General features: G+C 63.1%; 20 protein-coding genes and 1 pseudogene. 10 read left to right on the plus strand and 11 right to left on the minus strand.

Annotation, left to right across the window (positions count from 1 at the left end; all coding sequences use genetic code 11):
* Window positions 1–125 precede the first annotated feature (125 nt).
* A complete protein-coding gene (locus NOV72_RS05635) occupies window positions 126–452 on the minus strand; it encodes a hypothetical protein (protein ID WP_106853600.1) in 327 nt (108 codons plus the stop codon).
* A gap of 36 nt (window positions 453–488) precedes the next feature.
* On the opposite strand from NOV72_RS05635, the gene NOV72_RS05640 reads away from it, so the two are divergent.
* Window positions 489–1,538 carry an FUSC family protein gene (locus tag NOV72_RS05640; RefSeq protein WP_106853601.1) on the plus strand — a complete coding sequence of 350 codons (1,050 nt, stop codon included), beginning with the start codon at window positions 489–491 and terminating at the stop codon, window positions 1,536–1,538.
* Here the strand turns inward: NOV72_RS05640 and NOV72_RS05645 are convergent.
* From NOV72_RS05645 to NOV72_RS05670, 6 genes are all read right to left on the minus strand, one after another.
* Window positions 1,535–2,683: a DSD1 family PLP-dependent enzyme gene (locus tag NOV72_RS05645; RefSeq protein WP_106853602.1), complete on the minus strand. Its 1,149-nt coding sequence runs from the start codon at window positions 2,681–2,683 to the stop codon at window positions 1,535–1,537. The genes NOV72_RS05640 and NOV72_RS05645 overlap by 4 nt on opposite strands.
* 93 nt (window positions 2,684–2,776) lie before the next feature.
* Window positions 2,777–4,015, minus strand: coding sequence for a CaiB/BaiF CoA transferase family protein (locus tag NOV72_RS05650; RefSeq protein ID WP_245932910.1), 1,239 nt, complete (start codon window positions 4,013–4,015; stop codon window positions 2,777–2,779).
* 1 nt (window position 4,016) lies between these two features.
* Window positions 4,017–4,799 carry an enoyl-CoA hydratase/isomerase family protein gene (locus NOV72_RS05655; RefSeq protein ID WP_106853603.1) on the minus strand — a complete coding sequence of 261 codons (783 nt, stop codon included), beginning with the start codon at window positions 4,797–4,799 and terminating at the stop codon, window positions 4,017–4,019.
* A gap of 92 nt (window positions 4,800–4,891) precedes the next feature.
* Window positions 4,892–6,181, minus strand: a complete 1,290-nt coding sequence (locus NOV72_RS05660; RefSeq protein ID WP_106853604.1) for an MFS transporter — start codon at window positions 6,179–6,181, stop codon at window positions 4,892–4,894.
* Window positions 6,182–6,431: 250 nt separating this feature from the next.
* On the minus strand, window positions 6,432–9,470 hold the full coding sequence (locus NOV72_RS05665; RefSeq protein WP_106853605.1) for an FAD-binding and (Fe-S)-binding domain-containing protein: 3,039 nt from the start codon (window positions 9,468–9,470) through the stop codon (window positions 6,432–6,434).
* 98 nt (window positions 9,471–9,568) lie between these two features.
* Entirely contained in the window at window positions 9,569–10,768 is a 1,200-nt protein-coding gene (locus tag NOV72_RS05670) for a pyridoxal-phosphate-dependent aminotransferase family protein (protein WP_106853606.1), read from the minus strand.
* Window positions 10,769–10,932: 164 nt separating this feature from the next.
* Here NOV72_RS05670 and NOV72_RS05675 point away from each other — a divergent pair, with 164 nt between their 5' ends.
* Both NOV72_RS05675 and NOV72_RS05680 read left to right on the plus strand, forming a co-directional pair.
* Window positions 10,933–11,688, plus strand: a complete 756-nt coding sequence (locus tag NOV72_RS05675) for a GntR family transcriptional regulator (protein ID WP_106853607.1) — start codon at window positions 10,933–10,935, stop codon at window positions 11,686–11,688.
* Window positions 11,689–11,771: 83 nt separating this feature from the next.
* Window positions 11,772–12,134, plus strand: a complete 363-nt coding sequence (locus tag NOV72_RS05680; RefSeq protein WP_106853608.1) for a hypothetical protein — start codon at window positions 11,772–11,774, stop codon at window positions 12,132–12,134.
* A 15-nt stretch (window positions 12,135–12,149) separates the two neighbouring features.
* Here the strand turns inward: NOV72_RS05680 and NOV72_RS05685 are convergent, their stop codons facing one another.
* Complete coding sequence (locus tag NOV72_RS05685; protein ID WP_245932911.1) at window positions 12,150–12,317, minus strand: hypothetical protein; 168 nt, start codon at window positions 12,315–12,317, stop codon at window positions 12,150–12,152.
* A 163-nt stretch (window positions 12,318–12,480) separates the two neighbouring features.
* On the opposite strand from NOV72_RS05685, the gene NOV72_RS05690 reads away from it, so the two are divergent.
* On the plus strand, window positions 12,481–13,404 hold the full coding sequence (locus NOV72_RS05690; RefSeq protein WP_106853714.1) for a DNA-3-methyladenine glycosylase family protein: 924 nt from the start codon (window positions 12,481–12,483) through the stop codon (window positions 13,402–13,404).
* Between the two features lie 135 nt (window positions 13,405–13,539).
* On the plus strand, window positions 13,540–15,507 hold the full coding sequence (locus NOV72_RS05695; protein WP_106853609.1) for an MFS transporter: 1,968 nt from the start codon (window positions 13,540–13,542) through the stop codon (window positions 15,505–15,507).
* 8 nt (window positions 15,508–15,515) lie between these two features.
* Here the strand turns inward: NOV72_RS05695 and NOV72_RS05700 are convergent, their stop codons facing one another.
* A complete protein-coding gene (locus NOV72_RS05700; RefSeq protein WP_106853610.1) occupies window positions 15,516–16,664 on the minus strand; it encodes a peptidyl-alpha-hydroxyglycine alpha-amidating lyase family protein in 1,149 nt (382 codons plus the stop codon).
* A gap of 140 nt (window positions 16,665–16,804) precedes the next feature.
* Between NOV72_RS05700 and NOV72_RS05705 the strand changes: the two genes are divergently transcribed.
* Together NOV72_RS05705 and NOV72_RS05710 are read left to right on the plus strand one after the other, a co-directional pair.
* On the plus strand, window positions 16,805–17,236 hold the full coding sequence (locus NOV72_RS05705) for a hypothetical protein (RefSeq protein ID WP_106853611.1): 432 nt from the start codon (window positions 16,805–16,807) through the stop codon (window positions 17,234–17,236).
* Between the two features lie 56 nt (window positions 17,237–17,292).
* A complete protein-coding gene (locus NOV72_RS05710; protein WP_106853612.1) occupies window positions 17,293–17,847 on the plus strand; it encodes a TetR/AcrR family transcriptional regulator in 555 nt (184 codons plus the stop codon).
* Here the strand turns inward: NOV72_RS05710 and NOV72_RS05715 are convergent.
* Window positions 17,842–18,213, minus strand: a pseudogene (locus NOV72_RS05715) (NAD(P)-dependent oxidoreductase); the annotation flags it as partial. The gene NOV72_RS05710 and the pseudogene NOV72_RS05715 sit on opposite strands and share 6 nt — an antisense overlap.
* A gap of 259 nt (window positions 18,214–18,472) precedes the next feature.
* Here NOV72_RS05715 and NOV72_RS05720 point away from each other — a divergent pair.
* The 3 genes from NOV72_RS05720 to NOV72_RS05730 all read left to right on the plus strand — a co-directional run bounded on the left by NOV72_RS05720 (window position 18,473) and on the right by NOV72_RS05730 (window position 22,603).
* On the plus strand, window positions 18,473–19,507 hold the full coding sequence (locus tag NOV72_RS05720) for a hypothetical protein (protein WP_425428713.1): 1,035 nt from the start codon (window positions 18,473–18,475) through the stop codon (window positions 19,505–19,507).
* A gap of 169 nt (window positions 19,508–19,676) precedes the next feature.
* Entirely contained in the window at window positions 19,677–21,032 is a 1,356-nt protein-coding gene (locus NOV72_RS05725; RefSeq protein ID WP_245932912.1) for a TAXI family TRAP transporter solute-binding subunit, read from the plus strand.
* A 14-nt stretch (window positions 21,033–21,046) separates the two neighbouring features.
* Window positions 21,047–22,603, plus strand: coding sequence for a phospholipase D family protein (locus NOV72_RS05730; protein WP_106853614.1), 1,557 nt, complete (start codon window positions 21,047–21,049; stop codon window positions 22,601–22,603).
* Between the two features lie 6 nt (window positions 22,604–22,609).
* Here the strand turns inward: NOV72_RS05730 and NOV72_RS05735 are convergent, their stop codons facing one another.
* Entirely contained in the window at window positions 22,610–23,587 is a 978-nt protein-coding gene (locus tag NOV72_RS05735) for an aldo/keto reductase (protein ID WP_106853615.1), read from the minus strand.
* Between the last annotated feature and the right edge of the window lie 40 nt (window positions 23,588–23,627).

The raw sequence follows: 23,627 nt of genomic DNA on the forward strand, positions 1-23,627 counted from the left end.
TTACTCCGTGGGCCCCTGGGATGTAGAGACGCACTGTTCATCGACGCGGCAAGTCAGACACGCACCAACACACTGTGCGCGGCAGTGTCGGCGTCACGACGACATCTCGCATCGTTTCGTTTCGCTTACGGTCGTTGACGCCGGACTTGCCTTTTACCGGCGCTCAAGCATCCGGCGAGACGACCGGCACTTGCACAAGAAGCGATGATTCCCAAGACGCACGAACGGTCGGAGACATCTGCAACGGCCGTCTTCTCTCCGCCAATCGCATTGCGCGGTTTCAGTTCGGCTTGCCGCTCGATAACCGCATCAAACTCGATCGTTAGCATCCGAAGCTCGTCAGCGCGGCAATCGGCCCGCATGGCCGGCATGCGTACCGCCTTCGTTCTTTTCACCCTTCTCCTCTTCCATCCCGCGCCGTACGCATTGGCATAATGCAGCAGCAAGTGCATGGCCGATCATTCCGCTTCATCACCGAACGAGACCGCATGACAGCGATCATCCGCACGCGACAACGCGTACGCGCCTTTTTCGGCGCACCGGAAGCCAGACGCCTCCTTCGCACGCTGATGAGTTGCGCGATCAGCTACGCCGCCGCGCGTCTCGCGGCGCTGCCCGAAGGGTATTGGGCGCTCATCACGACGCTCGTCATCGTGACGCAACCGAGCCTCACGCAAGCCGTCGATATTGCCCGCGATCAGATCATCGGCGCATTCATCGGCGCGGTGACGGGCGTGCTCGGTATCGTCGCGATGGAACGTGGCACGCCGCCGCTGGTGGTGTTCTCCGTCGCGCTCGTTCCGCTGGCCGCGTTGAGCGCCAAACGTCCCGCGTTCAGGCTTGCATGCGTGACGCTCGTGATCGTCGTGTTGATTCCGGCAGGACCCGGCTCGCCTTTCGAACGGCCGATGCATCGCGTGCTGGAGATCCTGATCGGCGCGGCATCGTCGTTCGTCGTGTCGGCGCTGTGGCCGAATCGCGCGCTCGCGGCCGCTCGTGCAAGCGTCGCCGATACGTTGAGAAGCCTCGGTCAGTTGATCGGACTGTATCTGTCGGGCGAACAGGACGAAGCGCGCGCGACGCGCCTCGAAACGCAGAGCACCGACGCGCAAAAAGCGTTCGACGATGCGTTGAAGGAAGCCGAGCGCGAACACATTATCGTGCTCGTGCAGAACCAGCGCTCGGATGCCATCGACAAGGCCGCGCCTTTTCTGCGTCGTCTGCATAGCGATGCGCTCTTTCTCGCGAAGGCGGTATCGCGCCTCGATAGCGAGACCTGCGCGGCGCGGCTCGGCACCACGGGCCGCGCGTTGCAGTCGTTGTTCGAGACGCTCGCGAGCGTGCTTGCATCGAATCGTCGGGACGATGCGAGACTCGCGCGCGCACGCTCCTGCGTGGATGAACTCAAGAGCATGCTCGCGCAGCAGGAAGCGACGCATGGCGCGCAGGAAGCGGCGCAGTTCGTCGTCGGCCTGATCGTCGCGGATCTCGATGCGCTGATCGGCACGATCTATCCGCTCAAGGAGTCATCGGCCTAGCGTGAAAGGCCGCGCGCATCGATCGGCCATATATCCGTCACGCGGCCGTTTCGATGACACACGTATTCATCGTAGAGATTGACGGTCGGATCGCAATGGCCGGGCGGCAATAGAACACGTTTGCCGACGCGTTCCGCGAAGTCGACTTCAGGCTCGCGCTGCGCCTTCAACATGCCGTGCTCGTCGTTCGCGCAGAGGTAGGTCAGCGCGGGCTCGCTGTTCGCATCGAGCCACTGCACGCTGCGCGGCAGGCCTGAATCCACTGCGAGCCCTTTCAGGCCGACATCGCATACGGCCATGCCGGGGCGCGTCGCGCTCATGATCATCGACAGCACGAAGAGGCTATGACGCCAGCGCAAGTCGCCACTCCAGCCGATGCCGCCGTAGTCGCCGTCCATGAACAGATACGAGCCGGGTTGCAACTCGGTGAAGACGCCGCTCGTTGCGTCGAACTCGACCGTGCCGGTGCCGCCTCCCGTCACGATAGCGCAAGCCACGCCGCGTGCATCGAGCGCGCGCACGTAGCGTGCGGCAACGTCGGCAGCGCGGCTTGCTTCGTCCTTGCGCGCGGTCCAGTCGATAACATGTTGTATGCCGCCGTGATACGCCTGAATGCCGGCGAAGCGCAACGCGCTCTGCGATGCGATGCCATCGACGATTGCGAGCAACGCGTCCTCGTTCGTCACGCCGCAGCGATGCTGCCCGGCATCGACTTCCGGCAGCACGTCGATCGTCACGCCCGCGCGCGCCGCCGCATCGCCGAGCGCCTGCACCTGCGGCAACGCATCCACGCAAACCGAAAGACGCACATGCGATGCCAGTTCGACCGCCATCGCGAGCTTGTCCACGCCAACGAATTCGTTGCTCACGTGAATGCTCTTCACGCCAGCCGCCGCGAACGGATAAGCCTCCGACAACTTCTGACAGCACACGCCGACCGCGCCCGCTTCGATCTGACGCCTCGCGATCTCGCTGGACTTGTGCGCCTTCGCATGTGGACGCAACGCGACGCCGTGGCGCATCGCGAACGCCGACATCGCCGCAAGATTGGCGTCGAAGGCATCGAGATCGATGGTCAAGGAAGGCGTGGCGACGGAGGCGAGTGAATCGCCCACGCGGGCGGCGGGTGGAGGTACGAGCGTCATGGCGGGTCGTGTCGATGGAATGCGATCAGGCATCGATCATAGCGCTGAATTTTGCATGTCGAATGCATAAAACCAGTTGCCCTGAAGTCGGCTTCATGCCGGGATTTCCGTTTCCAGGATCGCGCCTTCGTCCTTGAGCGCCTGAATGCGTGCGTCGTCGAAACCGTATTCGTTTAGCACTTCGCCGGTGTGCTGCCCGAGCAACGGCGCGGGCCGCGAAGCGTTCGTCGTTCCCTCGGAGAAATGGATCGGCAAGCCGATGCCGCGCATCGGCCCCGCGAGCGGATGCTCCGTCTCGACGATCATCCCGCGCGCGATCGCCTGTTCGTGCGACGACGCCTGCGGCACACCGAGCACCGCGCCGCTCGGCAAGCCGATTTCGTCGAACGTGACGAGCCACTCGTCGGTGGTCCGTTCGGCGAGGCGCGCGGTGATGATCTCGACGAGCGCCTCACGATGCCTCAGGCGTCCCGCGTTGCTCTGGAAACGCTCGTCGTCGGCGAGGCCGGGAATGTCGAGCACGCCGACGAGCCGCTCGTAGTTGCTCTGATTCGCCGCGCCGATGTTGATCCAGCCGTCGCGCGTGCGAAACGCCTGATACGGCGCGCTCGTCGGATTGGCGGAGCCTGCTTTCGGCAGCACCGTGCCGTCCGCGAAATAGTTGGCGAAGGCCCAGTACATCTGTTGCAGGCCGGCTTCGAAGAGCGACGTATCGACCATCTGGCCGAGGCCCGTCGTCTGCTTTCTGGCATAGGCCGCGCTGATGCCGAGCGCCGCGAGAATCCCCGCGTTGATATCGGTGACGGGCGAGCCCGCCTTGATCGGCGCCTGTCCCGGCTCGCCGGTCATGCTCATCAGGCCGCTCATGCCCTGCGCGATGAGATCGAAGCCGCCCTTGTCAGCCATCGGCCCGCTGCGGCCATAACCCGAAATCGCGCAATAAATGAGGCCGGGGTTCATCGACTTGAGCGTTTCGTAGCCCATGCCCAGCTTTTCCATCGTGCCGCGCCGGTAGTTCTCGGTCACCACATCCGCGCTTGCGAGCATCTTGCCGAGCACTTCCTTGCCGCCGTCCGTCTTCAGATTGAGGGCGATGCCGCGCTTGTTGCGGTTCACGATCATGAACGACGCGGACTCGCCGCTCGGAAGAATCGGCGCGAAACGCCGGCAATCGTCGCCATTTGGTATTTTTTCGACCTTGATGACATCGGCGCCCATGTCCGCGAGCATCATCCCGCAGATCGGCCCGGACATGATGTGCGCGAGCTCGATCACGCGCATGCCTGCAAGCGGCCCCGCGCCCGGTGCAACCGCCGGTTTCGTGTCTGTCATGTCAACGTCCTTCGAATTGGGGTTTGACCTTGTCGAGGAAGGCCTGATAGCCCGTGCGGAAATCCTCCGTGCCGAAGCATGCGAAGCCTTCGTCGCGCTCTTCGTCCGTGAGCGGCGCGGGGTCCATCACTCGGCGCACGAACTGCTTGTGCCAGCGCGCGACGAGCGGCGCGCCATCCGCGATGCGCCGCGCGGTTTCACGAGCGTGCGCGGTGACTTCATCATCCGCGACGACCCGCGTGACGAGTCCCTTCGCAAGCGCTTCTTTTGCATCAAAAATACGTCCTTCGAGCAGAATCTCGAGCGCGACGGAGGGCCCCGCGAGACGCACGAGCCCTTCCATTTCCGCATGCGCCATCACGAGGCCGAGATTCTTGATGGGCACGCCGAAGCGGCTCGATTCGCCGCAAATGCGCAGATCGCACATCGCCGCGATCTCGAGGCCGCCACCGACGCAGATGCCATGAATCATCGCGACAATCGGATGCCGGCACTCGCGCAATGCATGCAAAGTGCGATGCATGATCGCGCCGTACTCGCGCGCCTGCCCGACATTCGAGCGATCCGTGCGGAACTCGCCGATGTCGTTGCCGGGCGAAAACGCCTTCTCGCCCGCGCCACACAGCACGATGCAGCGCAGGGAATCGTCGCCGGAAAGCGTTTCGATGGTCTCGCCGAGCGCGCGCCACAACGGCTTCGTCATCGCGTTGAGTTTCTCGGGCCGGTCGATCACGACCGTCGCGATGTCGCCATCGCGCTCGATCAGGATGGATGGTTCAGCCACGTCGCCTCCTTGGATTGAATGCTGAATGCTAAATGCGTCATTCGATCCGGTTCAACGCATGCAAAATGCATTGAACCGCCGCGCCCGCCCGCTCACACGAATTTGCGCGCGTCCGCCGCGTCTTTCTTTTCCTCATCGACTTCGAGCGCGCGGTCCGGCCGCATCGTGAACGAGAGGATGATGCCGACGGCCATCAGGATCATCGATACGGTGAACGGCAGGTTCCAGTTGCCCGTTCGATCGATCAGCCAGCCGCCCACGACCGGGCTGATGATGGCCGCCAGCGCCGATCCGGAATTCATGATGCCGGACGCGGTGCCCGAGTGTTTCGGCGCGATGTCCATCGGCACGGACCACATCGGGCCGATCGTCATTTCGTTGAAGAAGAAGCCGGCCGAGAGACACACCGCCGCGAGCGTGATGGAGATGTCGGAGACCAGCATGATCGGCGCGAGCGACAGCAGCGTCAGCAGCATGCACACGCCCACCATCACGTTGCGCGCGAGGCGCACGTTGCCGCTCTTTCTCAGGATGCGGTCGGTGAGCGAGCCGCCGAGCCAGTCGCCGAGCACGCCGGCGAAGAACACCCCCGACGCGAACAGCGCCGACTTGCCGAGCTGCATGTGATAGCTATGCAGGAAGTATTGCGGAATCCAGCCAAGGAAGAGCCAAAGCACCCAGCCATAGCAGAAGTACACCGCCGTGACGGGCGCCATGCGGCCGAGCAGCGTGCGCCACGGCACCGGCGCGCGTTGTTTCACGCCCGAGTAGGACGCAAGCGTCGCGCATTCGGATTCCGTGATGCGCGGATGATCGCGCGGGTTGTCGCGGAAGTAGAAGACCCACGCCAGCGCCCACAGGAAACTGATGATCCCGGTGATGATGAACGCGCCGCGCCAGCTCGTCGCGACCATCAACCAGACGATGAGCGGCGGCGCGACGGCATTTCCGATGCGTGATGCTGCATGCGTAATACCTTGTGCAAAGCCGCGCTGGTCAGAGGGCATCCAGTTGGACATCGCGCGCGTCGCAGTCGGAAACGTCGCGCCTTCGCCGAGGCCGAGCAGCACGCGCGCCACGATCAGCGACGCGAAGCCGCCGGCGAGACCGGTCAGCACGGTGGCGCCAGCCCAGATGATCGCGCACAGCGTGAGCGTGCGGCGCGGCCCGAAGCGGTCGCCCACCCATCCGCCGATAATCTGGAATACAAGATACGGATACGCGAAGGCGGAAAACACAAAGCCCACCTGCGTGTGCGAGAGACCAAGCTCCGCGCCGAACTGGGCCGCCGCGGTGCTGACATTGACCCGGTCGATATAGGTGATGAAATACATCGCGCATAGCAGCAGCAAAACGCGCGTCGTGGCTCGACGGAACATCATCGTCTCCTTGTTGGCCGCGTGCGTGCGCGACGCCTTCGGATCCCGAAAGGCGCCCTATGTCACGGCATGCGGAACTTCGCGTGGGTACGTCGGATGAGGAATGCGGCTCGAGATGAGGCCGCTTATTGCGTTCTGCGGTGCAGCTTGCGAATGCGTGGCTTACGCGGTGATGTCATCGCTCGTCTCCTGATCGCGGCTCGTCGCTGTCCGCTGTTTTGCTTCGGTGAATGAAACTTTCGTCCAGCCGTCGTCAATCGTTTGCATCGAGTGCCATCGCGAGCACGCGCGCGACATGCAGCGCTTCTCGTTGCGCGCCATCCGCGATCTGATGACGGCAACTCGTGCCGTCCGCCACGATCAGCGCATCGAGGGCCGCACGCACCGTCGGCAGCAGCGACAGCTCCGCCATCGCCTGCGATGCGGCGTAATGTTCCGCTTCATAACCGAAGCTGCCCGCCATGCCGCAGCACGACGACTCGATCGTCTTTACGTCGAGGCCTGGAATCCAGCCGAGCACTTTTTCGATGGGGCGCACGGCATCGAATGCCTTCTGATGACAATGGCCATGCAGCAAAGCCTTCTGTCGATCCAGCGCATTCAGCTTCAGTCGCAGGCGCCCTGCCGCCTCTTCGCGCACGAGAAACTCCTCGAATAGAAACGAAGCACGTGCGAGGTCGCGAGCGCTGTCGCCGTAACCGTAGCCGAGAAACTCGTCGCGCAACGACAGCAGGCATGACGGCTCCAGTCCGACGATCGCCACGCCACGCTCGACGTAAGGCATGAGCGCATCGAGCGCGCGGCGCGCTTCGGCCTTCGCTTCATCGACGAGACCGGCCGAGAGGAACGTGCGTCCGCAACACAAGGGCCGCTCGCCCGCCTTGACGTTCAGATGAACCGTATAGCCGGCCGCTTCGAGCACGCGCTTTGCGGCGCGCGCGTTCTCGGGCTCCATGTAGTTGTTGAAGGTATCGACGAAGAGCAGGACTTCATTAGTTGCGGATGCAACTTGTTTGCGGGCGGCATCGGCGAGAAAGGGTTTCGCGAAGCGCGGAAACGTCCGCTGCGGCGCGAGGCCGAGCTTCGACTTGAGCCAGCGTGCAATGCCCGGCATGTTCGCTTCGAGCGCGTTCGACAGCGCCGGCACGCGGCTCGCATAAGGCGCATAGCGCGGCAGGAACGCGATCAATCGTTCGCGCAACGGCACGCCATGTCGCTCGGTCCAGGCGGCGCGCGCCTCGATCTTGATGCGCGCCATGTCCACGCCCGTCGGGCAATCGCGCTTGCAACCCTTGCATGAAACGCACAGGTCGAGCACATCCTTCACGTCCTGACTCGCGAGACCGTCATCGCCCAACTGTCCCGACAGCGCGAGCCGCAACGTGTTGGCGCGGCCGCGTGTGAGATGCTGCTCGTCCTTCGTGATGCGATAACTCGGACACATCGTGCCCGCATCGAACTTGCGGCAATGGCCGTTGTTGTTGCACATCTCGACCGCCTTCGCGAGTCCGCCCGACAGATCGCCGCCCGATCCCGCCGCACCCTCTTCTCCTGTCGACGGATCGCGCGTCACGTTCCATGCGGACCAGTCGAGCCGCGGCGTCATCGCGCGCTCACGATAAGACGGTGGAAAGCGGAAGTTGCGCGCATCGTCCATCTTCGGCGGAGCGACGATGCGATCCGGACTCAAACGATTCTCCGGATCGAAGAGCTGCTTGATGTCGCGAAAGGCCGTGTTGATGCGCGGGCCATACTGCCATGCGACCCATTCGCCACGGCACAAGCCATCGCCGTGTTCGCCCGAGAAGGCGCCCTTGTATTCGCGCACCATCGCCGCCGCTTCTTCCGCGATCGCCCGCATCTTGATGGCTCCGTCACGGCGCATGTCGAGAATCGGCCGCACATGCAGCGTGCCGACGCTCGCGTGCGCGTACCACGTACCCTCGGTTCCGTGCTGCCTGAAGACTTCGGTCAGCCGGCTCGTGTACTCCGCGAGATGTTCGAGCGGCACCGCACAATCCTCGATGAAGGACACCGGCTTGCCATCGCCCTTCATGCTCATCATGATGTTCAGGCCCGCCTTGCGCACCTCCCACAGCGCCTTTTGCGGACCGGCATCGGGCATCTGAACGACGGAGCCGAGCAAGCCGAGATCGCTCATCAACTCGACGAGTTGCGCGAGCTTCGCGACTTGCACATCGCGATCCGCGCCCGCGAACTCGACGAGCAGGATCGCTTGCGGTTCGCCGGCCAACGCCTGTTCGATGACAGGGCGGAACGCGGGATTCGACATCGCGAGATCGATCATCGTGCGATCGACGAGTTCCACCGCGACCGGTCCGAGCTTGACGATGTGCTGCGTCATCTCCATCGCATCGTAGAAGCTCGGGAAGTTCACCACGCCGAGCGTCTTGTGCGCAGGCAGCGGCGCAAGCTTCAACGTCAACTGGCGGCTGAACGCAAGCGTGCCTTCCGAGCCCACCAGCAGATTCGCGAGATTCGGCTCGCCGTCATTGCTGAAAGCGAGCGGGCTCTGGCAATCGAAGAGATCGAGGTTGTAACCCGCCACGCGTCGCAGCACCTTGGGGATGCGCTCGCGCATTTCGTGCTGCTCGCGCAACGCGATGCCACGCACACCATCGACGAGCGCGCGCGTACGTGCATCGTTCGTCATGGTCGAGAGCTTGCCGAAGCGCGCTTCGTGACCGTCGGCGAGGATCGTATCGATCGCGTCGACGTTATGCACCATGATCCCGTATTCCATCGAGCGCGAGCCGCACGAATTGTTGCCCGCCATGCCGCCGATCGTGCATTGCGCGCTCGTCGATACATCCACCGGAAACCACAGGCCGTGCGGCTTGAGCCACGCATTCAGATGATCGAGCACGACGCCCGGTTCGACCGTGACCGTGCGCGCATCTTTATCGAAATGAACGATGTTGTTGAGCCACTTCGTTGTATCGATGACGAGCGCCTCGCCAACCGTCTGCCCGCATTGGCTCGTGCCGGCGCCGCGTGCGAGCACGCTCGCGTGGCTCTCGCGAGCGATCTGCAATGCGAGGCGCAAATCCTCCTGATCCTTCGGCACGACGACGCCGAGGGGCATGATCTGATAGATCGACGCATCGGTGGCGTAGCGCCCGCGCGACGCGCGATCGAACAGCACATCGCCTTTCAGTTCGCGTTGCAGTCGCGCCTGCAGCGGCGTCGGCGTGGACCCGGGCCGCGCACGCGCGGAAGCGGGCATCAGATGGATCGGCTTGACGAGACGGTCTGTGGGGGAATTGAGCATCGTCGCTGTCGGTGAGTGCCAGAGCGCTGTGCGGTTCGTGGCCTTATGAATGCGTTATGCGAAATGCAATTCGACGGGAGGCAAACCCTCGATGCGGCCTATAGCCGCGCCGGGCGCGTCAAATAGTCCATCGCCGCCGCGACACCGCTGCCCTTCAGTTCGATGCCCGCGAGCCTCAATCCCATCTCGCAGCCGCTGAGCGCGGCCATCAGCGTGAGATCGTTGCAATCGCCAAGATGGCCGATGCGGAACATGCGCCCCTTCAACTTGCCCAGGCCCGTGCCGAGCGACATATCGAAGTGCTCGTAGATGAGCTTGCGCACCGCATCGGCATCGACGCCTTCGGGCGTCATCACGCCCGTGAGCACCGGCGAATACACGGCTGGATCGGCACATTGAATCTCGAGCCCCCATGCCGTGACGGCCGCGCGGCATGCGGCCGCGAGCCGTTGATGGCGAATGAACACGTTGTCGAGCCCTTCGCCGAGAATCATGTCGAGCGCTTCCGAGAGCCCGTACAGCAGGTTCGTGTTCGGCGTGTACGGCCAATAGCCCTGCTTGTTCATCTCGATGATCTCGTTCCACTCCCAGAACGCGCGCGGCAGCGTGGCGCGTTTCGACACCTCGCGCGCCTTCTCCGACACCGCGTTGAAGCTGATTCCCGGCGGCAGCATCAAGCCTTTTTGCGAGCCGGAGACCGTCACGTCCACGCCCCATTCGTCGTGGCGGTAATCCGCCGATGCAAGACCCGAGATCGTGTCGACCAGCAGCAGCGCGGGATGCTTCGCGGCATCGATGGCGCGTCGCACCGCGGCGATATCGGATGTCACGCCCGTCGACGTTTCGTTATGCACGACACAAACGGCCTTGATTGCATTTTGCATGTCGTCGCGCAAACGCTTTTCGATCATGTCGGCCTGCACGCCGCGCCGCCAGCCTTCGATACCTGGCAAACCCAGAAATTCCGGTTTGAGCCCGAGGTTCTCGGCCATCTTCTTCCATAACGTTGCGAAGTGGCCCGTCTCGTACATCAGCACCGTGTCGCCGGGACTCAGCGTATTGCACAACGCCGCTTCCCACGCGCCCGTGCCGGATGCCGGATAGATCACCACCGGCTGGTTCGTCTTGAAGATCTTCTTGATGCCGTCGAGCACTTTCAGCCCCAGCGCGCCGAACTCCGGGCCGCGATGATCGATCGTCGGATAGCTCATTGCACGCAGAATGCGATCCGGTACCGGACTCGGCCCCGGAATCTGCAGGAAGTGACGACCAGCAGGATGGAAATCGAGCTTTGGCATGAGTCCGCGTCCTCTTAAATGTAATTTTGCATGCAAAATACAATAACGCGGCGATCGACGCACGTAAAGGAATTCATAGGCCGAACGGCCTAGGGATAACCCGCTGGCGGTTTTTTCCGCTAGCGCCGGGTTAAAATTGCCGCAAATGAAATTAGAGGTATTGAATGCAAAATCCCGATTTACCTGAGATGCACATGTCCTCCTCGCTACCGAAGGTCGAGCGGCTGCGTCTGCACGACACCGTGGTCGATCATTTGCGCGGCTTCATCGTCGAGGGCTTGCTGGCGCCGGGCGTGAAGCTCAACGAACGCAAGCTATGCGAGACGCTGGGCATTTCCCGCACGCCGCTTCGCGAAGCGTTGAAAGTGCTGGCCGCCGAGGGCCTGATCGAGATTTCGCCGAATCGGGGCGCGTCGGTTTCGCAGATGAGCGAGTTCGAGATACGCGAGATGTTCGAGTTGATGAGCGGGCTTGAAGCGTTTTCGGGCGAACTGGCGTGCGAGCGGATCACACCGCTCGAGATCGCGGAGATCAAGGCGCTGCATTACGCGATGCTCGCGTGCCGCGCGCAAAACGATCTCTCCGGCTACTACAGCCGTAACCAGGCCATTCACGACAAGATCAACGAAGCCGCGCGCAACACGGCCTTGCGCCAGACCTATGTGTCGATCAACCGGCGTTTGATGGCGCTGCGTTTTCGCTCGAATTTCCAGACGCCGAAATGGGATAGCGCCATTCGCGATCACGAGGAGATGATCGAGGCGCTCGAGACGCGCGACGGGAGGCGCATGGGCGATATCCTGCGCAAGCATTTGCTGTCGAAGCGCGATGCGGTGCTCGCGGAGCGCACGTTGACGACAGTGAAGCCCGCAACGCAGAAAAAGCGCGCGACGGACAAGTCGACGTCGGATGAGCGCTAGCGAATAGAACGGCCGCGCGATTCCTCGGAAGGTAGGGCACGGTGCCGGCCAACGGCCGTCCGAGCCTTCAGGCGGGGGAGACAATGACCAGAACTCGAGGAGCAGGCATCGCGCTCGGCGCGGTGCTCGTCGTCACGGGCTTTACCTTCTATCACTCATCGGACTTCGACACCGCGCAGGCCGCAATGGACCGCGAGACCGTCGACTGCCTCACACGCGGACTCACGCGCGACGAGAAAGTCCGCATCGCCCAACTCACCGCGGGGCACGACCGCGAAGGGCTCCGCCCCATTTACAGCGATGTTCTCGCGCGTTGCGTGGTGCGTTCCGATCAATGGGATCGTCGTCCGCAACTCGTCACGAGCGCGCAACAGGCTCTTTCCCAGGATCCCGAATTCAGGCAGTTGCTCAACGCGAGCACGATAGAGCTGGCGCAGCGCCCCTGATCCGGCGCGCATCGATCACGCCGTCAGTCCGCTGCCTGCGCCGATTCGAACCTCGGCGCGCGTGCTCGCCGCATGCGCGCTCAGCACGGCGATTTCATGCTGCGTGTAACGCTTGACCGGCGCGATGGCCGCGAGCGCGGCGGTGATGACGATGGCGGCGATGCTGATCGAGAAGGCGTTCATGTTCGGCTCCTTTGAGTGGCTGATTTCGATGAATCGTTGCTGTCGATGTGAGGCATTGTCTTCGTCCAAAGTTAGCGAGGAATGAGCATCGCCACGGGGCGATCATTCAGGCCGCCGGGGTAAGATCGGCATGCAATCGACCATCGCGCAAACGGCATTCAATATGCATTCGACCATCGACATATCCACCGCCACGCTCGAGCTGGCGTTCAAGCGGCCGTTCGACTGGACGCGCATGCTGAAATTCATCGCCGGGCGCGCGTCCGCAGGCGTCGAGTCGGTCGAGGATGGCGTGTACCGGCGCGCGATCGAATGGCAAGGCGATGACGGCACCGTCGAAGTCAGGCGGCACGAGAGCAGGCATCGGCTCGTCGTGAATGTCGAGGGCGCGGTCGCGCGCCACGCCGACGCGCTCGCCGCGCCGCTCGCGCGCATGTTCGATCTGCATGCCGATCCACGCGAAATCGCCCGTTGTCTCGGCGATGACCCGGTGCTTGCGCCGCTTGTCGCGGCCGCGCCCGGCCTGCGCGTGCCCGGCGCGTGGTCAGGCTTCGAACTCGTGGTTCGGACGATCGTCGGACAGCAGGTGAGCGTGAAAGGCGCGTCGACGATCACGAACCGCATCGTGCAGCGCGCGGGAAAGAGAATCGCGGGCCATCCGCACGAAGGCACCGCGTGGCGCTTTCCCACGCCCGCCGAGCTCGCCGCCGCCGATCTGGACAAGATCGGCATGCCTACGAAGCGCATCGAGACCGTGCAACGCTTCGCCGAGGCGGTGGCGACGGGCGCGCTGCCGCTCGACGAACCGGGCGCCGACATCGAACTCCTGAAACGGGACATGCTTGCGATGCCGGGCATCGGGCCGTGGACCGTCGGCTATGTCGCGATGCGTGCGCTACGCGATCCCGACGCATGGCCGGACGCCGATCTCGTTCTCATGCAGGCGATCGCGCGGCGCGATCCGTCGCTTGCGAAGCCCGCCCAGCAGCGGGCGCGCACCGAACGCTGGCGTCCGTGGCGCGCCTATGCGGCGATGCACCTGTGGAACGGCGTGGCGATGGAAACGGGACTTGCGCGCGGCGGCTGATCTTGCATGCAGTTGGCCGCGATTGCATCTTGCGTGCGAAACGCTGCATGCAAAATCCCATCTTCTCTCGTCTGAAAAATAGACTAAGCTGCTTCGAGATACCCCGCGCCGACGAAACGCCATCGGGAGACGCTCATGAACGCATCGCCGGCGACGCCCGCGTCCGATATGCCCATCGCGCCGCGCGTGCAGAAGATCGTCGTCGCGATACACGGCATCGGCAATCAGTTGCACAGCGACACGGTGCGTTCCGTGGCAAGCCAGTTCGGCGCGCGCTATGACCCACCGCTGCCCGTCATGCCGCTCGGCTATTTCGACATCGCGGGCGTCGGTGAAGTGGATGTTCGTCAACTCGATCTTCCGCCAGGCGGTCCCTATACGGCGGAACAGCGCGACTTCTATTCCGCGCTCGGCTTCGCGGAAGTCTATTGGGCCGACATTCCGCGCGAAGTCGTGAAGCAGGACGACACGCTCGAGGAAAGCAAGGCGTGGGGACTTTCAATCGTGAGTCGCGCGCAAGCGGCCTACATGCTCAACGTCGACGAACGCAAGCTGGAGCCCGCCGATTTCTCGCTGGCGTCGGGTGTCGTCGAGGAGATCGTCGAGACGGTGGCCGTGATGCAGAGCCTGCTCGCCGTCACGGAAAAAGCCGGCATCTTCAAGTTCGATCTCGCGCCCATGCTGCGCGATTATGTCGGCGATGTTCAGCTCGTCGCGGATTTCAGGAAGCATCGCGAGACGATCGTCTTCCGGTTTCATCGCGTGATGGAGCGGCTCGTCGCGCTCGCCACCGCGCGCTGCCAATGCGCGCCCGAGGTGTACATCGTCGCGCATAGCGAAGGGACCGTCATCAGCTTTCTCGGCATCCTGCAGGCGCTGTCCGCATCGACCGTGTCGGACCCGAAGGACGGCAAGCAGATCATCAGCACGGAATGGGTGCAAAGTCTGCGCGGCTTCATGACCATCGGCTCGCCGATCGACAAGCACATTCTGCTATGGCCGAAGCTCTGGGAAGGCATGGCGCTGCGAAGCGACATGCAGGGCGATGCATTGACGCAAGTGGAACGTTCGGGCGGCCCGATCACGCTGCCCTCGCGTATCGAATGGCGCAACTATTACGACTTCGGCGATCCCGTCGGCTTCGCGCTCGATACGGCGCGCGCCTATCTCGATCATCATGGCTGTCGTGCATTCGAGTTCGAACCGGAGCACGACATCGGCTTCTCGCGCTATTGGCTGCCGGGCAAGGCGCATACGGACTACTGGACCGACGGCGATGTCTTCGGCCACTTCATCGAAAACGTGGTGCTCGACAGAAACACCGCAAAAGTCCCGCAAAACAGGCGTTTTCGCGGCATCGTGAGCACGGCGATTCCTTATCTGCTGAGCTTCGCGCTGCATCTTCTCGCGGTGTTCTTCATCTATAAAGCCGTCACGGCTTCGTCCGATTCGGGCGCCGGCGGCACGAGCACGGCGCCCGAGTTCATCTATCTCACACGCTCGGTGTTCGCGCTCGCATGCCTCTTGATGGGGACGACAGTCGCCGCGCGCCTTCCGCGTCTCGTCAAGGCGCGCGGCGCGAGACGCACGGAAGCGTGGCTGCGCTGGCGCATCGTCGCGCTGCTGGCGTTCATCGCGGGCGCGCTGTTGTTCTGGCTCGTGCTCGTGAGTGGCGTGGCCGCCTTTCTCGCGAGTCCGTTCGCGGACATCCTGCATCGCGATAACGCCGATCCTGTCGTCGGCAAGGCGGTCTTCGTGCTCGCGGGATTCGTGTGCGCGATCAGCGGCTGGCTCGCGCCGCGAAAACCCCATTGGGGACGGCGTATTCTCGTTGCGCTCGGCACGCTGATGATGGTGTTGATCGTCGGCGTGAGGCTATGGGGCGATCTGGCGGGCAAGCCTATATGGCCCGTCGTGCTCGGCGGTGCATTCTTCCTCTATGCATGGTGGCTCGCGATACTGATCTTCGATCTCGCGTTCGTGTGGCATCGCTATGTGCGCAATTCCGTCGCGCTCGATACGCTGCGCGCATGGCGCGAAAATCGATGCGATGCGCAGCCCAAGCCGATCATGTCGATGCGTGCGAAGGCCGCGAAAAAATGACGATCGCTTCATCCATGCAGAACGAGCTTCTGCACGCGCCAGTTCAGCAACTCCGCGACATACAGCGTATTCTCCGCCGGACACGCCATCTCGTGAATCCATCCGAACTGCTTCAGTTGCTTGCCCGATCGCCCGAGCACGCCGAGCAGTTTTCCATCGAGCGATAACTTGTAGATCCTGCCGGGAAACGCATCGGCGCAATACAACACCTGATTCGGCCCAGGCGAAATGCAAATGGCCCACGGCGATCCCGGCGCGAACGTGCCCGCCGCGATCGCCGCTTCATCGGGCATGTTGCCGATAGCCGGACGCGCATCGGAAGGCACGGGCACGTCGATCGTGAATTGCCGCTGAAAATTCCCTTCTCCGTCGAAGACCTGAATGCGGCGATTGCTGCGATCCGCGACATAGACCAGTCCGCTTCTATCGACGGCAATGCTATGAGGCGTATGAAACTGCCCCGGCTCCTTGCCGCGCTCGCCCCACGACTTAAGCCAGTTGCCGTCCTTATCGACCTTCGCTACGCGCGAATTGATATAGCCGTCGCTGATGTAGGTATTGCCGGCGGCATCCCACGCGACATCGGTCACCTGCCTGAAGCGGCCCGGCTCCGAAGGCAAAGGCGGATTCGGATGCTTGAGCGGCGCGGTTTCTTCATCCGACGCCTCCTGCTTGCGTCCGAACACCATCGCGACGCGGCTTTCGGGCGTGAACTTGATGATCATGTCCGAGCCTTTGTCCGTGACCCACACGTTGTCCTGCCGATCCACCTTGACCGTATGCGCGAACGACCAGGCATAAAGGTTATGGCCGATCTCGCGAACGAAACGTCCGTTGCGGTCGAACTCGAGCAATTGCGCCGCCGCCGCGCCGTATGCGGGCCCAATGCTGTTACCGCGCGAGAGCACGAAGATATGTCCCGCGGAATTGAGTGCAACGCCGGAGCATTCGCCCAAATAGATGTCGCGCGGCAAACGCACCGGATCGGGAACGGAGTCGTAGGCTATGGCCGGCACGTCGTCGGCGGCGAACGCGAGATGCGGAAAGAGCGCGAGCGCTGCGGCGCTTTGACCCGCGAGTGCGAGAAAGCGGCGACGGCTTGCAACGCCGGGCGTCATGTCGCAACATGGGCAGTACATCGAGTGTCGAAGACTCATTGTTACCCTCCTCTTGTTCGTCGCCTGCAATGATGAACATCGATGGTCGGCTTGCTTCGCGATGCGAGAGGAAGTGTAGTGCATGAACTGCACTCTTCACATGCGCGTGCTTTTATCGCTTTCAATGCTGAAAGGACATCATGACCGAATCCTGGCAATACCAAGTTCGAATCCGGCTCGCGCCCGATTACGCGCACCTCGCGCGTCAAGATCCGGCGCACGAAAAGCTCGCGCCGCTCAACGCGCTGCTCATCAGGCACGATACCCAAATGAAATGCCAGTACGACGCCTTCGCCGACTACGTGGCGCAAGCGGAACGCGATGGCATCGAGCACTATCCGCTTTATCGATGGACGCGTGAGACCATCGAAAATCCCGCTAAAAAAGCGAAATATCTCGAAGCGTTCACGCTCCATGTGCACGGCGACGAAGTCTACGACGAGGCGCTCGCCAACGCGCTGGAAGCCGATCTTCGTTCACTCGCAAGCGATGCGATCATCGATATCCGCAAGCTCGACACGAATCCCGCGAACAATCCGCAACCACCTTCGTATAAGGATTCACGAGGTTGACGCCGTGCATCGCTCACGCTAAGGTTTGGTAAATCAACCAAACCGGATCGCGCCCCGTGCAGGATCGTCGACAAACCATACTCGAAGCCGCCCTCGCCACGTTGCGCGAAGAAGGCTATTCGGGCTTCACGCAACCGCGCGTCGCTGCGCGCGCGGGCTTGCGTCAGAGTCATCTCACGTATTATTTTCCGACGCGTCTCGCATTGATCGAAGCCGTCGCGCGCACCGCGATCGAAGGCCAGCTCGCCGCCGTCGATGCCTTTGCGGGCGAAACATCGCGCAAAGTCACGGCTGCGTCGATCGCCAATGTCGCGATACGCCACGAGAACACGCGCGTATTGATGGCGCTCGCGCAGGCCGCCGACGAAGAGCCGACCATACGCAGCCTCTTTCGCGAGCTTGCGGAAGGCGTCGCGGTGCGCATCACGCGCATGCTCGAATCGATGGGCCTCGCCGTGACGAAAGAGCATGTGGCCATGGTGCATGCGCTCGTCGTCGGGCTTGCGGTCATCGACCTCGCGATGGGCCGCGCGGACGGCAAGCGCCGCGCGAGCAGCGCAATCGAAACCTTGTTCTCGCTGCTGCCGCCCGACGAATCGAAACAGTCATAGCGCGTCGAGCCATTCGACGATATTGCGCACCGTATCGCCATAAAACGTGCGATACAGCTCCTCCGATACATAGCCGATATGCGGCGTCGCGAGCACGTTCGGCAGCGCGCGCAGCGGGTCGTTGGCAGCGAGCGGCTCTTCGTCGTAGACATCGATGGCCGCGCCCGCGAGCGTGCCGGATTTCAGCGCATCGACGAGCGCCGCACGATCGACGATCGGCCCGCGCGACGTGTTCACGATACGGCTCGTCGGCTTCATCCGCGCCATTTCCTTCGCGCCGACGAGATGATGCGTGCGCTCGCTCAGGCGCACGTGAACCGAGAGCACATCGGAAGTCGTGAAGAGCGTGTCCTTGTCGACGAGTTGCTTCGTCGATTTGTTATGACGAATGAATCGGAAGGGAACCGCCAGTGTGACGCAATGCGCGGATTCATGTCGCGCGCATCCCTCGGCGAGCGCCGATGAAATCCCGCAGAGCCTTGCTACGTAAGCCCGAACACGATCTCCAAATGCATGACATCGCGTGAAATAAGTTGCCGCGGGACTTCACGCACGGCCTTCTCTATAGTCACTTCCGTCGCCACACGAAACGCAACGTGGCCTAAAGAACCGAGAAGGACATCCCGTGAAAAACAGATCGACTTTCGCTTCAGACGACCGCGTTGCGTTCGCTTCCGGCACGGCTTCCAACAAGCGCCGCGTGCGCCCGTTGCTCGTCGTCGCGGCGGCCGCCGCCCTCACGCTGTGCAGCAGTTCCGCCTTCGCGGGCTGGGCGCGCGGCGGCACGGCCTACACCGGCCGCGGCGAATATCAGGGCGCGCACGTCGGCTCCTGCGGCGGCGGCAGTTGCTCGCATGCGGGCGGCGTCGAGAATCCGTGGGGCCGCGTCGCCACCAACTCGGGCACCGTGACGCGCACCGCGCAGGGCCAGTTCTCCAACTCCGGCACCGCCTACGGCCCGAACGGCCGCCCGGTGCAGCACGCGGGCGACACGAGCTGCGCGGGCGGCAGTTGCACGCACACCGGCAGCGCGACCGGTCCGAACGGCAAGACCGCGACCGGCAGCGATACCGTGACGCGCAATGCGCCCGGACAATACTCGTCGTCGGGTTCGGTGACGGGACCGAACGGCAACACGTCGACGCACTCGGCATCGACGAACTGCGCGGGCTACACGTGCAACCGCTCCGGCACCGTCGACACGGCGAACGGCGGCACGGTGACGCATTCGGGCAGCGCGACGAGCGTCGCGCCGGGCGTGGTCACCACGTCGGGCACCGCGACGGTCACGAGCGGCTCGCATAGCACGACGGTCGTCGGTGGCGGCAGCACGGTCACGTCGGGCACGACGGTCGTCGCCACGGCGCCGGTCGTCACCGGAACGACGGTCGTCGCCGCGCCCGTGATCGTGCCGCCGCCCCCGGTGCCTTCGACGACCGTGGTGGTCGCACCGCCCCCGGCTTCATCGACGGTCGTAGTCACGCCGCCCCCGCCGCCGCCCGTCAAAGCCGTGGTCGTCGCGCCGGCTCCCGCTCCGGTCAAGACGGTGTATGTCGCACCGCCGCCGCCCGCGAAGGTGGTCTATGTCGTGCCGCACCGCGCGGTCCTGATTCCGGGACATTGGGTCGGCCGGTTCTGGATTCCTGCACACTGGGCTTGACCAGGCATCGATGAGAAACAAAGGCCGGCCGCATGCGCGCCGGCCTTCTCGTTTTATGCGCGCATCGCGTTACACTGCGAATCAACGCCGCTTCCAACACACACGACATGCTCCATGTCTTTCCCGGCACGCACGCGGTCACGAACGCACGCTCATGACGAGGCATCGCATGAAACGCCCGCATCTGCCTAGCGATCATGCGAAAGGGGTCCTGCACGACATCACGTGGACCGCCGGTCCCGTCGCGCTGGTCATTGCGATCGTCGTCGGGCTCGTCTACTGGCTCGTCGATCCCGCGCCGCCCAAAACCATCACGATGAGCGCGGGGCAGCCCGACAGCTCGTTCTACGTCATCTCTCAGGAATACGCGAAGCTCCTCGCGCGCAACGGCATCACGCTGAAAGTGCTGCCGTCTGATGGCTCGGTGCAGAACCTCGAACGTCTGCTCGATCCGAAACAGCATGTCGATCTCGCGCTCGTGCAAGGCGGCATCGCGACGAAGGAACAAGCGTCGAGTCTGATGTCGCTCGGCAGCGTGTCGTATGTGCCGCTCGTGGTGTTCTATCGTGGCAAGGGGCTCACGCTGCTTTCGCAACTGGAAGGCAAGCGCATTGCGATCGGGCGCGAGGGAAGCGGCACGCGCACGCTTTCGCTGAAGCTGCTGGAAGCCAACGGCATCTATCCGGGCGGCGACACGCCGCTTCTGCCGACGGACGGACTGCAAGCCGCCACGCAACTCGTCAGCAATGAAGCCGACGCGGTCTTTCTCTCCGGCGACTCCGCGACGCGCGCCCTCATGCTGCGTCTCTTGCGCGTGCCCGGCATCTCCGTGATGGACTTCAAGGAAGCCCGCGCATACACGCGTCTTTTCCCTTATCTCGACGAGATCGAGTTGCCGCCCGGCGTGCTCGACCTCGGCCGGCGCATCCCGCCCGAGACCGTGCACCTGATCAGTCCGACAGTCGAGTTGATCGCGCGGCCGACGCTGCATCCGGCGCTATCCGACTTGCTCATCGAAGCGGCGCAGGAAGTACACGGCGCGGCGGGTCTGCTGCAGCGTTCGGGGCAGTTTCCGAGTGCTGTCGCGCACGAGTTTCCCATCAGCGAAGATGCGAGCCGCTATTACCGTTCGGGCAAGAGCTTCCTGTATCGGATGCTGCCGTTCTGGCTCGCGAACATCGCGGACCGCGCGCTCGTGCTGCTGCTGCCCGTGGCGGTGCTGATCTTTCCCGCGCTGCGTCTCGTGCCCGCGTTATATCGATGGCGCGTGCGTTCGCGCATCTATCGCTATTACGGCGCGCTGATCGCGGTGGAGCGCAGCGCGATGCGCGTCGCCAACGAAGACGAGCGGCGCGCGTTGCTCGTCGAACTCGATTACATCGAGGAATCGCTCGATACGCTCAAGCTGCCGCTTGCTCATGCCGATGCGCTCTACGTGCTGCGCGAGCACGTCAGCTTCGTGCGCGCGCGTTTGACCGAAGCGCCGCGGCGCGACAAGAGCATGGCCTGGACGAGCACGACATAGCCCAAGGATGCGCGATGAAACTTCGTACATGGTTTGCCGTTGCGTCGATGCTGCTGATGACGGCCTGCGCGAGCCTGCCGCCGCAAACCGGACGCGAGGAAACACACGCACTCGCCGACACGACGAACACACGCCTCGGCACGACCTTCGCGCCGAGCGAGGCCGCGCATCCCGGCGACAACGCGTTTCACTTGCTATCGGATGGCACGGACGCGCTCGGCGCGCGCGTGATCCTGAGCGAGACCGCCGATCGCACGCTCGATCTCCAGTACTACATCTGGCACGACGATCTGACGGGCCGCGAAATGGCCGCATCGGTCATGCGTGCGGCGGATCGAGGCGTGCGCGTGCGCCTTCTGCTCGACGACCTCGGCACCAACGCCGACGATCAGTTCCTGCTCGCGCTCGCGTCGCATCCGAACGTACAGGTGCGGCTTTTCAATCCGGTGGCGAATCGCACGTTCAAGAAGCTCGGCTCCGCGGCCGAGTTCTTTCGCGTGAATCGTCGCATGCATAACAAGGCGCTCATTGCCGATAACCAGGCCGCGATTCTCGGTGGCCGCAATATTGGCGATGAATATTTCGGCGCATCGAGCACGGTCGCGTTCGGCGATCTCGACGTGCTCGTGCACGGGCCTGTCGTGCGCGAAGTGTCGAGCGCATTCGATCTGTACTGGAACTCCGATGCGGCCTATCCGATCGATAACCTGATGCGACGTCACGCCGATCCCGACGCGCTTGCGGCTTATCGCCAGAAGCTCGATGCCTATCTCTTGTCGGAGACGCATTCGCCTTATGTGGCGCAAGTGCGCGAGCGTCTCGCGAGCGTGATTCATCAGCGCGACACCGAATTCTCATGGGGCAAGGCAACGCTGCTCTACGACGATCCCGCGAAGATCACGCGCGCGCCGGGCGACAAGGAAGGCCATCTGATGTCGCAGATCAAGGCATTGAAGCTCGATCCCGACGAGGACATGCTGATCGTTTCGCCCTACTTCGTCCCGCGCGATGAAGGCGTGCGCTGGCTTCGATCGATGACAGCGCGCGGCGTGCACGTGACCGTGCTGACGAACTCGCTCGCGGCCACCGATGTCGCCGCCGTGCATGCGGGCTATCAACGCTATCGCAAGGACATGCTCGAAGCGGGCGTGCGGTTGTATGAGCTGAAGCCGGTCGCATCGACGGATGAAGGCAAGAGCACGAAGAAGTCGACGTTCGGATCGTCGAAGGCGTCGCTGCATGCGAAGACGTATGTGTTCGACCGCAAGCGCATTTTCATCGGCTCGATGAACCTCGATCCGCGTTCCGTGGAGTTGAATACGGAGATCGGCGTCTATTGCGAAAGCGCGGCGGCGGCCGAGCAAGTGGCGAATACCATCGGCACGAATATCGATCGCATCGCGTGGCGTGTCGAGTTGCAGGACGACGGAAACGGCGGCACGCGCATGGTGTGGATCGACACCGATGCCAATGGCAACACGACCCGCCTCGACAGCGAGCCGGACGTGTCTGCGTTCAGGCGCGCGAGCATCTGGATGCTGAGCATCCTGCCGATCGAATCGCAATTGTGAGGCGTTTTATTTGAAACCCGCAACCGCATGCGGAACGTATGGCGCTTCGAGTTGCGCGATCTCGTCCGCCGTGAGATTCAGCGTCAACGCAGCGACGGCATCGCTCACATGATTCGGCTTCGATGCACCGATGATCGGCGCGGTCACCGGCGCCTTCTGCGCGACCCAGGCGAGCGCCACTTGCGCACGCGGCACGCCACGGGCCTTCGCCACCGCGGCCACGGCTTCGACGACCGCGCGATCGGCATCGTCCGTGCGATAAAGCGTGCTGCCGAATGCATCCGATTCCTGACGTGCGCTCGTCGCGTCCCAATCGCGCGTGAGACGTCCGCGCGCGAGCGGGCTCCACGGCAACATGCCGATGCCCTGGTCCTTGCACAACGGCATCATCTCGCGCTCTTCCTCGCGATACAGCAGATTCAAATGATTCTGCATCGTCTTGAACTCGACCCACCCGTTCGCCCGCGACGTGTAGAGCGCCTTGCTGAACTGCCACGCATACATCGACGACGCGCCGATATAACGCGCCTTGCCCGCCTTCACCACATCGTTCAGCGCTTCGAGCGTTTCTTCGATCGGCGTCGTGTAATCCCATCGATGGATCTGATAAAGATCGACGTAGTCGGTGCCGAGGCGCGTCAGACTGTTATCGATTTCGTTGAAGATCGCCTTGCGTGACAGCCCCGCGCCATTCGGGCCGGGACGCATGCGATTGAAGACTTTCGTCGCGATCACGATGTCGTCGCGTTTCGTGAAATCGCGCAGCGCGCGTCCGACGATTTCTTCGGAAGTGCCGTCCGAATACGTGTTGGCCGTATCGAAGAAATTGATCCCCGCTTCGAGCGCCTGCTTGATGAGCGGGCGGCTCTTTTCCTCGTCGAGCGTCCACGGATGCGTGCCGCGATCGGCCACGCCGTAAGTCATGCAACCGAGACAAAGCCGCGAGATGTCGAGGCCGGTCGAACCCAGTTTCACGTAGTCCATCGTGCGAATCTCCTTGCAAAGCGAAAGGGATGTGCGAATG

The organism is Caballeronia novacaledonica (assembly GCF_900258035.1).
GTDB lineage: Bacteria > Pseudomonadota > Gammaproteobacteria > Burkholderiales > Burkholderiaceae > Caballeronia > Caballeronia novacaledonica.

What these genes read in the sequence shown, in the direction of transcription:
- NOV72_RS05640 (WP_106853601.1), top strand. Translation starts at nt 489, where the DNA reads ATGACAGCGATCATCCGCACGCGACAACGCGTACGCGCCTTTTTCGGC.
- NOV72_RS05705 (WP_106853611.1), top strand. Translation starts at nt 16,805, where the DNA reads ATGACCGAATCCTGGCAATACCAAGTTCGAATCCGGCTCGCGCCCGAT.
- NOV72_RS05660 (WP_106853604.1), bottom strand. Translation starts at nt 6,181, where the DNA reads ATGATGTTCCGTCGAGCCACGACGCGCGTTTTGCTGCTGCTATGCGCG.
- NOV72_RS05650 (WP_245932910.1), bottom strand. Translation starts at nt 4,015, where the DNA reads ATGACAGACACGAAACCGGCGGTTGCACCGGGCGCGGGGCCGCTTGCA.
- NOV72_RS05665 (WP_106853605.1), bottom strand. Translation starts at nt 9,470, where the DNA reads ATGCTCAATTCCCCCACAGACCGTCTCGTCAAGCCGATCCATCTGATG.
- NOV72_RS05695 (WP_106853609.1), top strand. Translation starts at nt 13,540, where the DNA reads ATGAACGCATCGCCGGCGACGCCCGCGTCCGATATGCCCATCGCGCCG.
- NOV72_RS05680 (WP_106853608.1), top strand. Translation starts at nt 11,772, where the DNA reads ATGACCAGAACTCGAGGAGCAGGCATCGCGCTCGGCGCGGTGCTCGTC.
- NOV72_RS05735 (WP_106853615.1), bottom strand. Translation starts at nt 23,587, where the DNA reads ATGGACTACGTGAAACTGGGTTCGACCGGCCTCGACATCTCGCGGCTT.
- NOV72_RS05635 (WP_106853600.1), bottom strand. Translation starts at nt 452, where the DNA reads ATGCACTTGCTGCTGCATTATGCCAATGCGTACGGCGCGGGATGGAAG.
- NOV72_RS05725 (WP_245932912.1), top strand. Translation starts at nt 19,677, where the DNA reads ATGAAACGCCCGCATCTGCCTAGCGATCATGCGAAAGGGGTCCTGCAC.
- NOV72_RS05690 (WP_106853714.1), top strand. Translation starts at nt 12,481, where the DNA reads ATGCATTCGACCATCGACATATCCACCGCCACGCTCGAGCTGGCGTTC.
- NOV72_RS05730 (WP_106853614.1), top strand. Translation starts at nt 21,047, where the DNA reads ATGAAACTTCGTACATGGTTTGCCGTTGCGTCGATGCTGCTGATGACG.
- NOV72_RS05700 (WP_106853610.1), bottom strand. Translation starts at nt 16,664, where the DNA reads ATGAGTCTTCGACACTCGATGTACTGCCCATGTTGCGACATGACGCCC.
- NOV72_RS05675 (WP_106853607.1), top strand. Translation starts at nt 10,933, where the DNA reads ATGCAAAATCCCGATTTACCTGAGATGCACATGTCCTCCTCGCTACCG.
- NOV72_RS05645 (WP_106853602.1), bottom strand. Translation starts at nt 2,683, where the DNA reads ATGACGCTCGTACCTCCACCCGCCGCCCGCGTGGGCGATTCACTCGCC.
- NOV72_RS05685 (WP_245932911.1), bottom strand. Translation starts at nt 12,317, where the DNA reads ATGAACGCCTTCTCGATCAGCATCGCCGCCATCGTCATCACCGCCGCG.
- NOV72_RS05670 (WP_106853606.1), bottom strand. Translation starts at nt 10,768, where the DNA reads ATGCCAAAGCTCGATTTCCATCCTGCTGGTCGTCACTTCCTGCAGATT.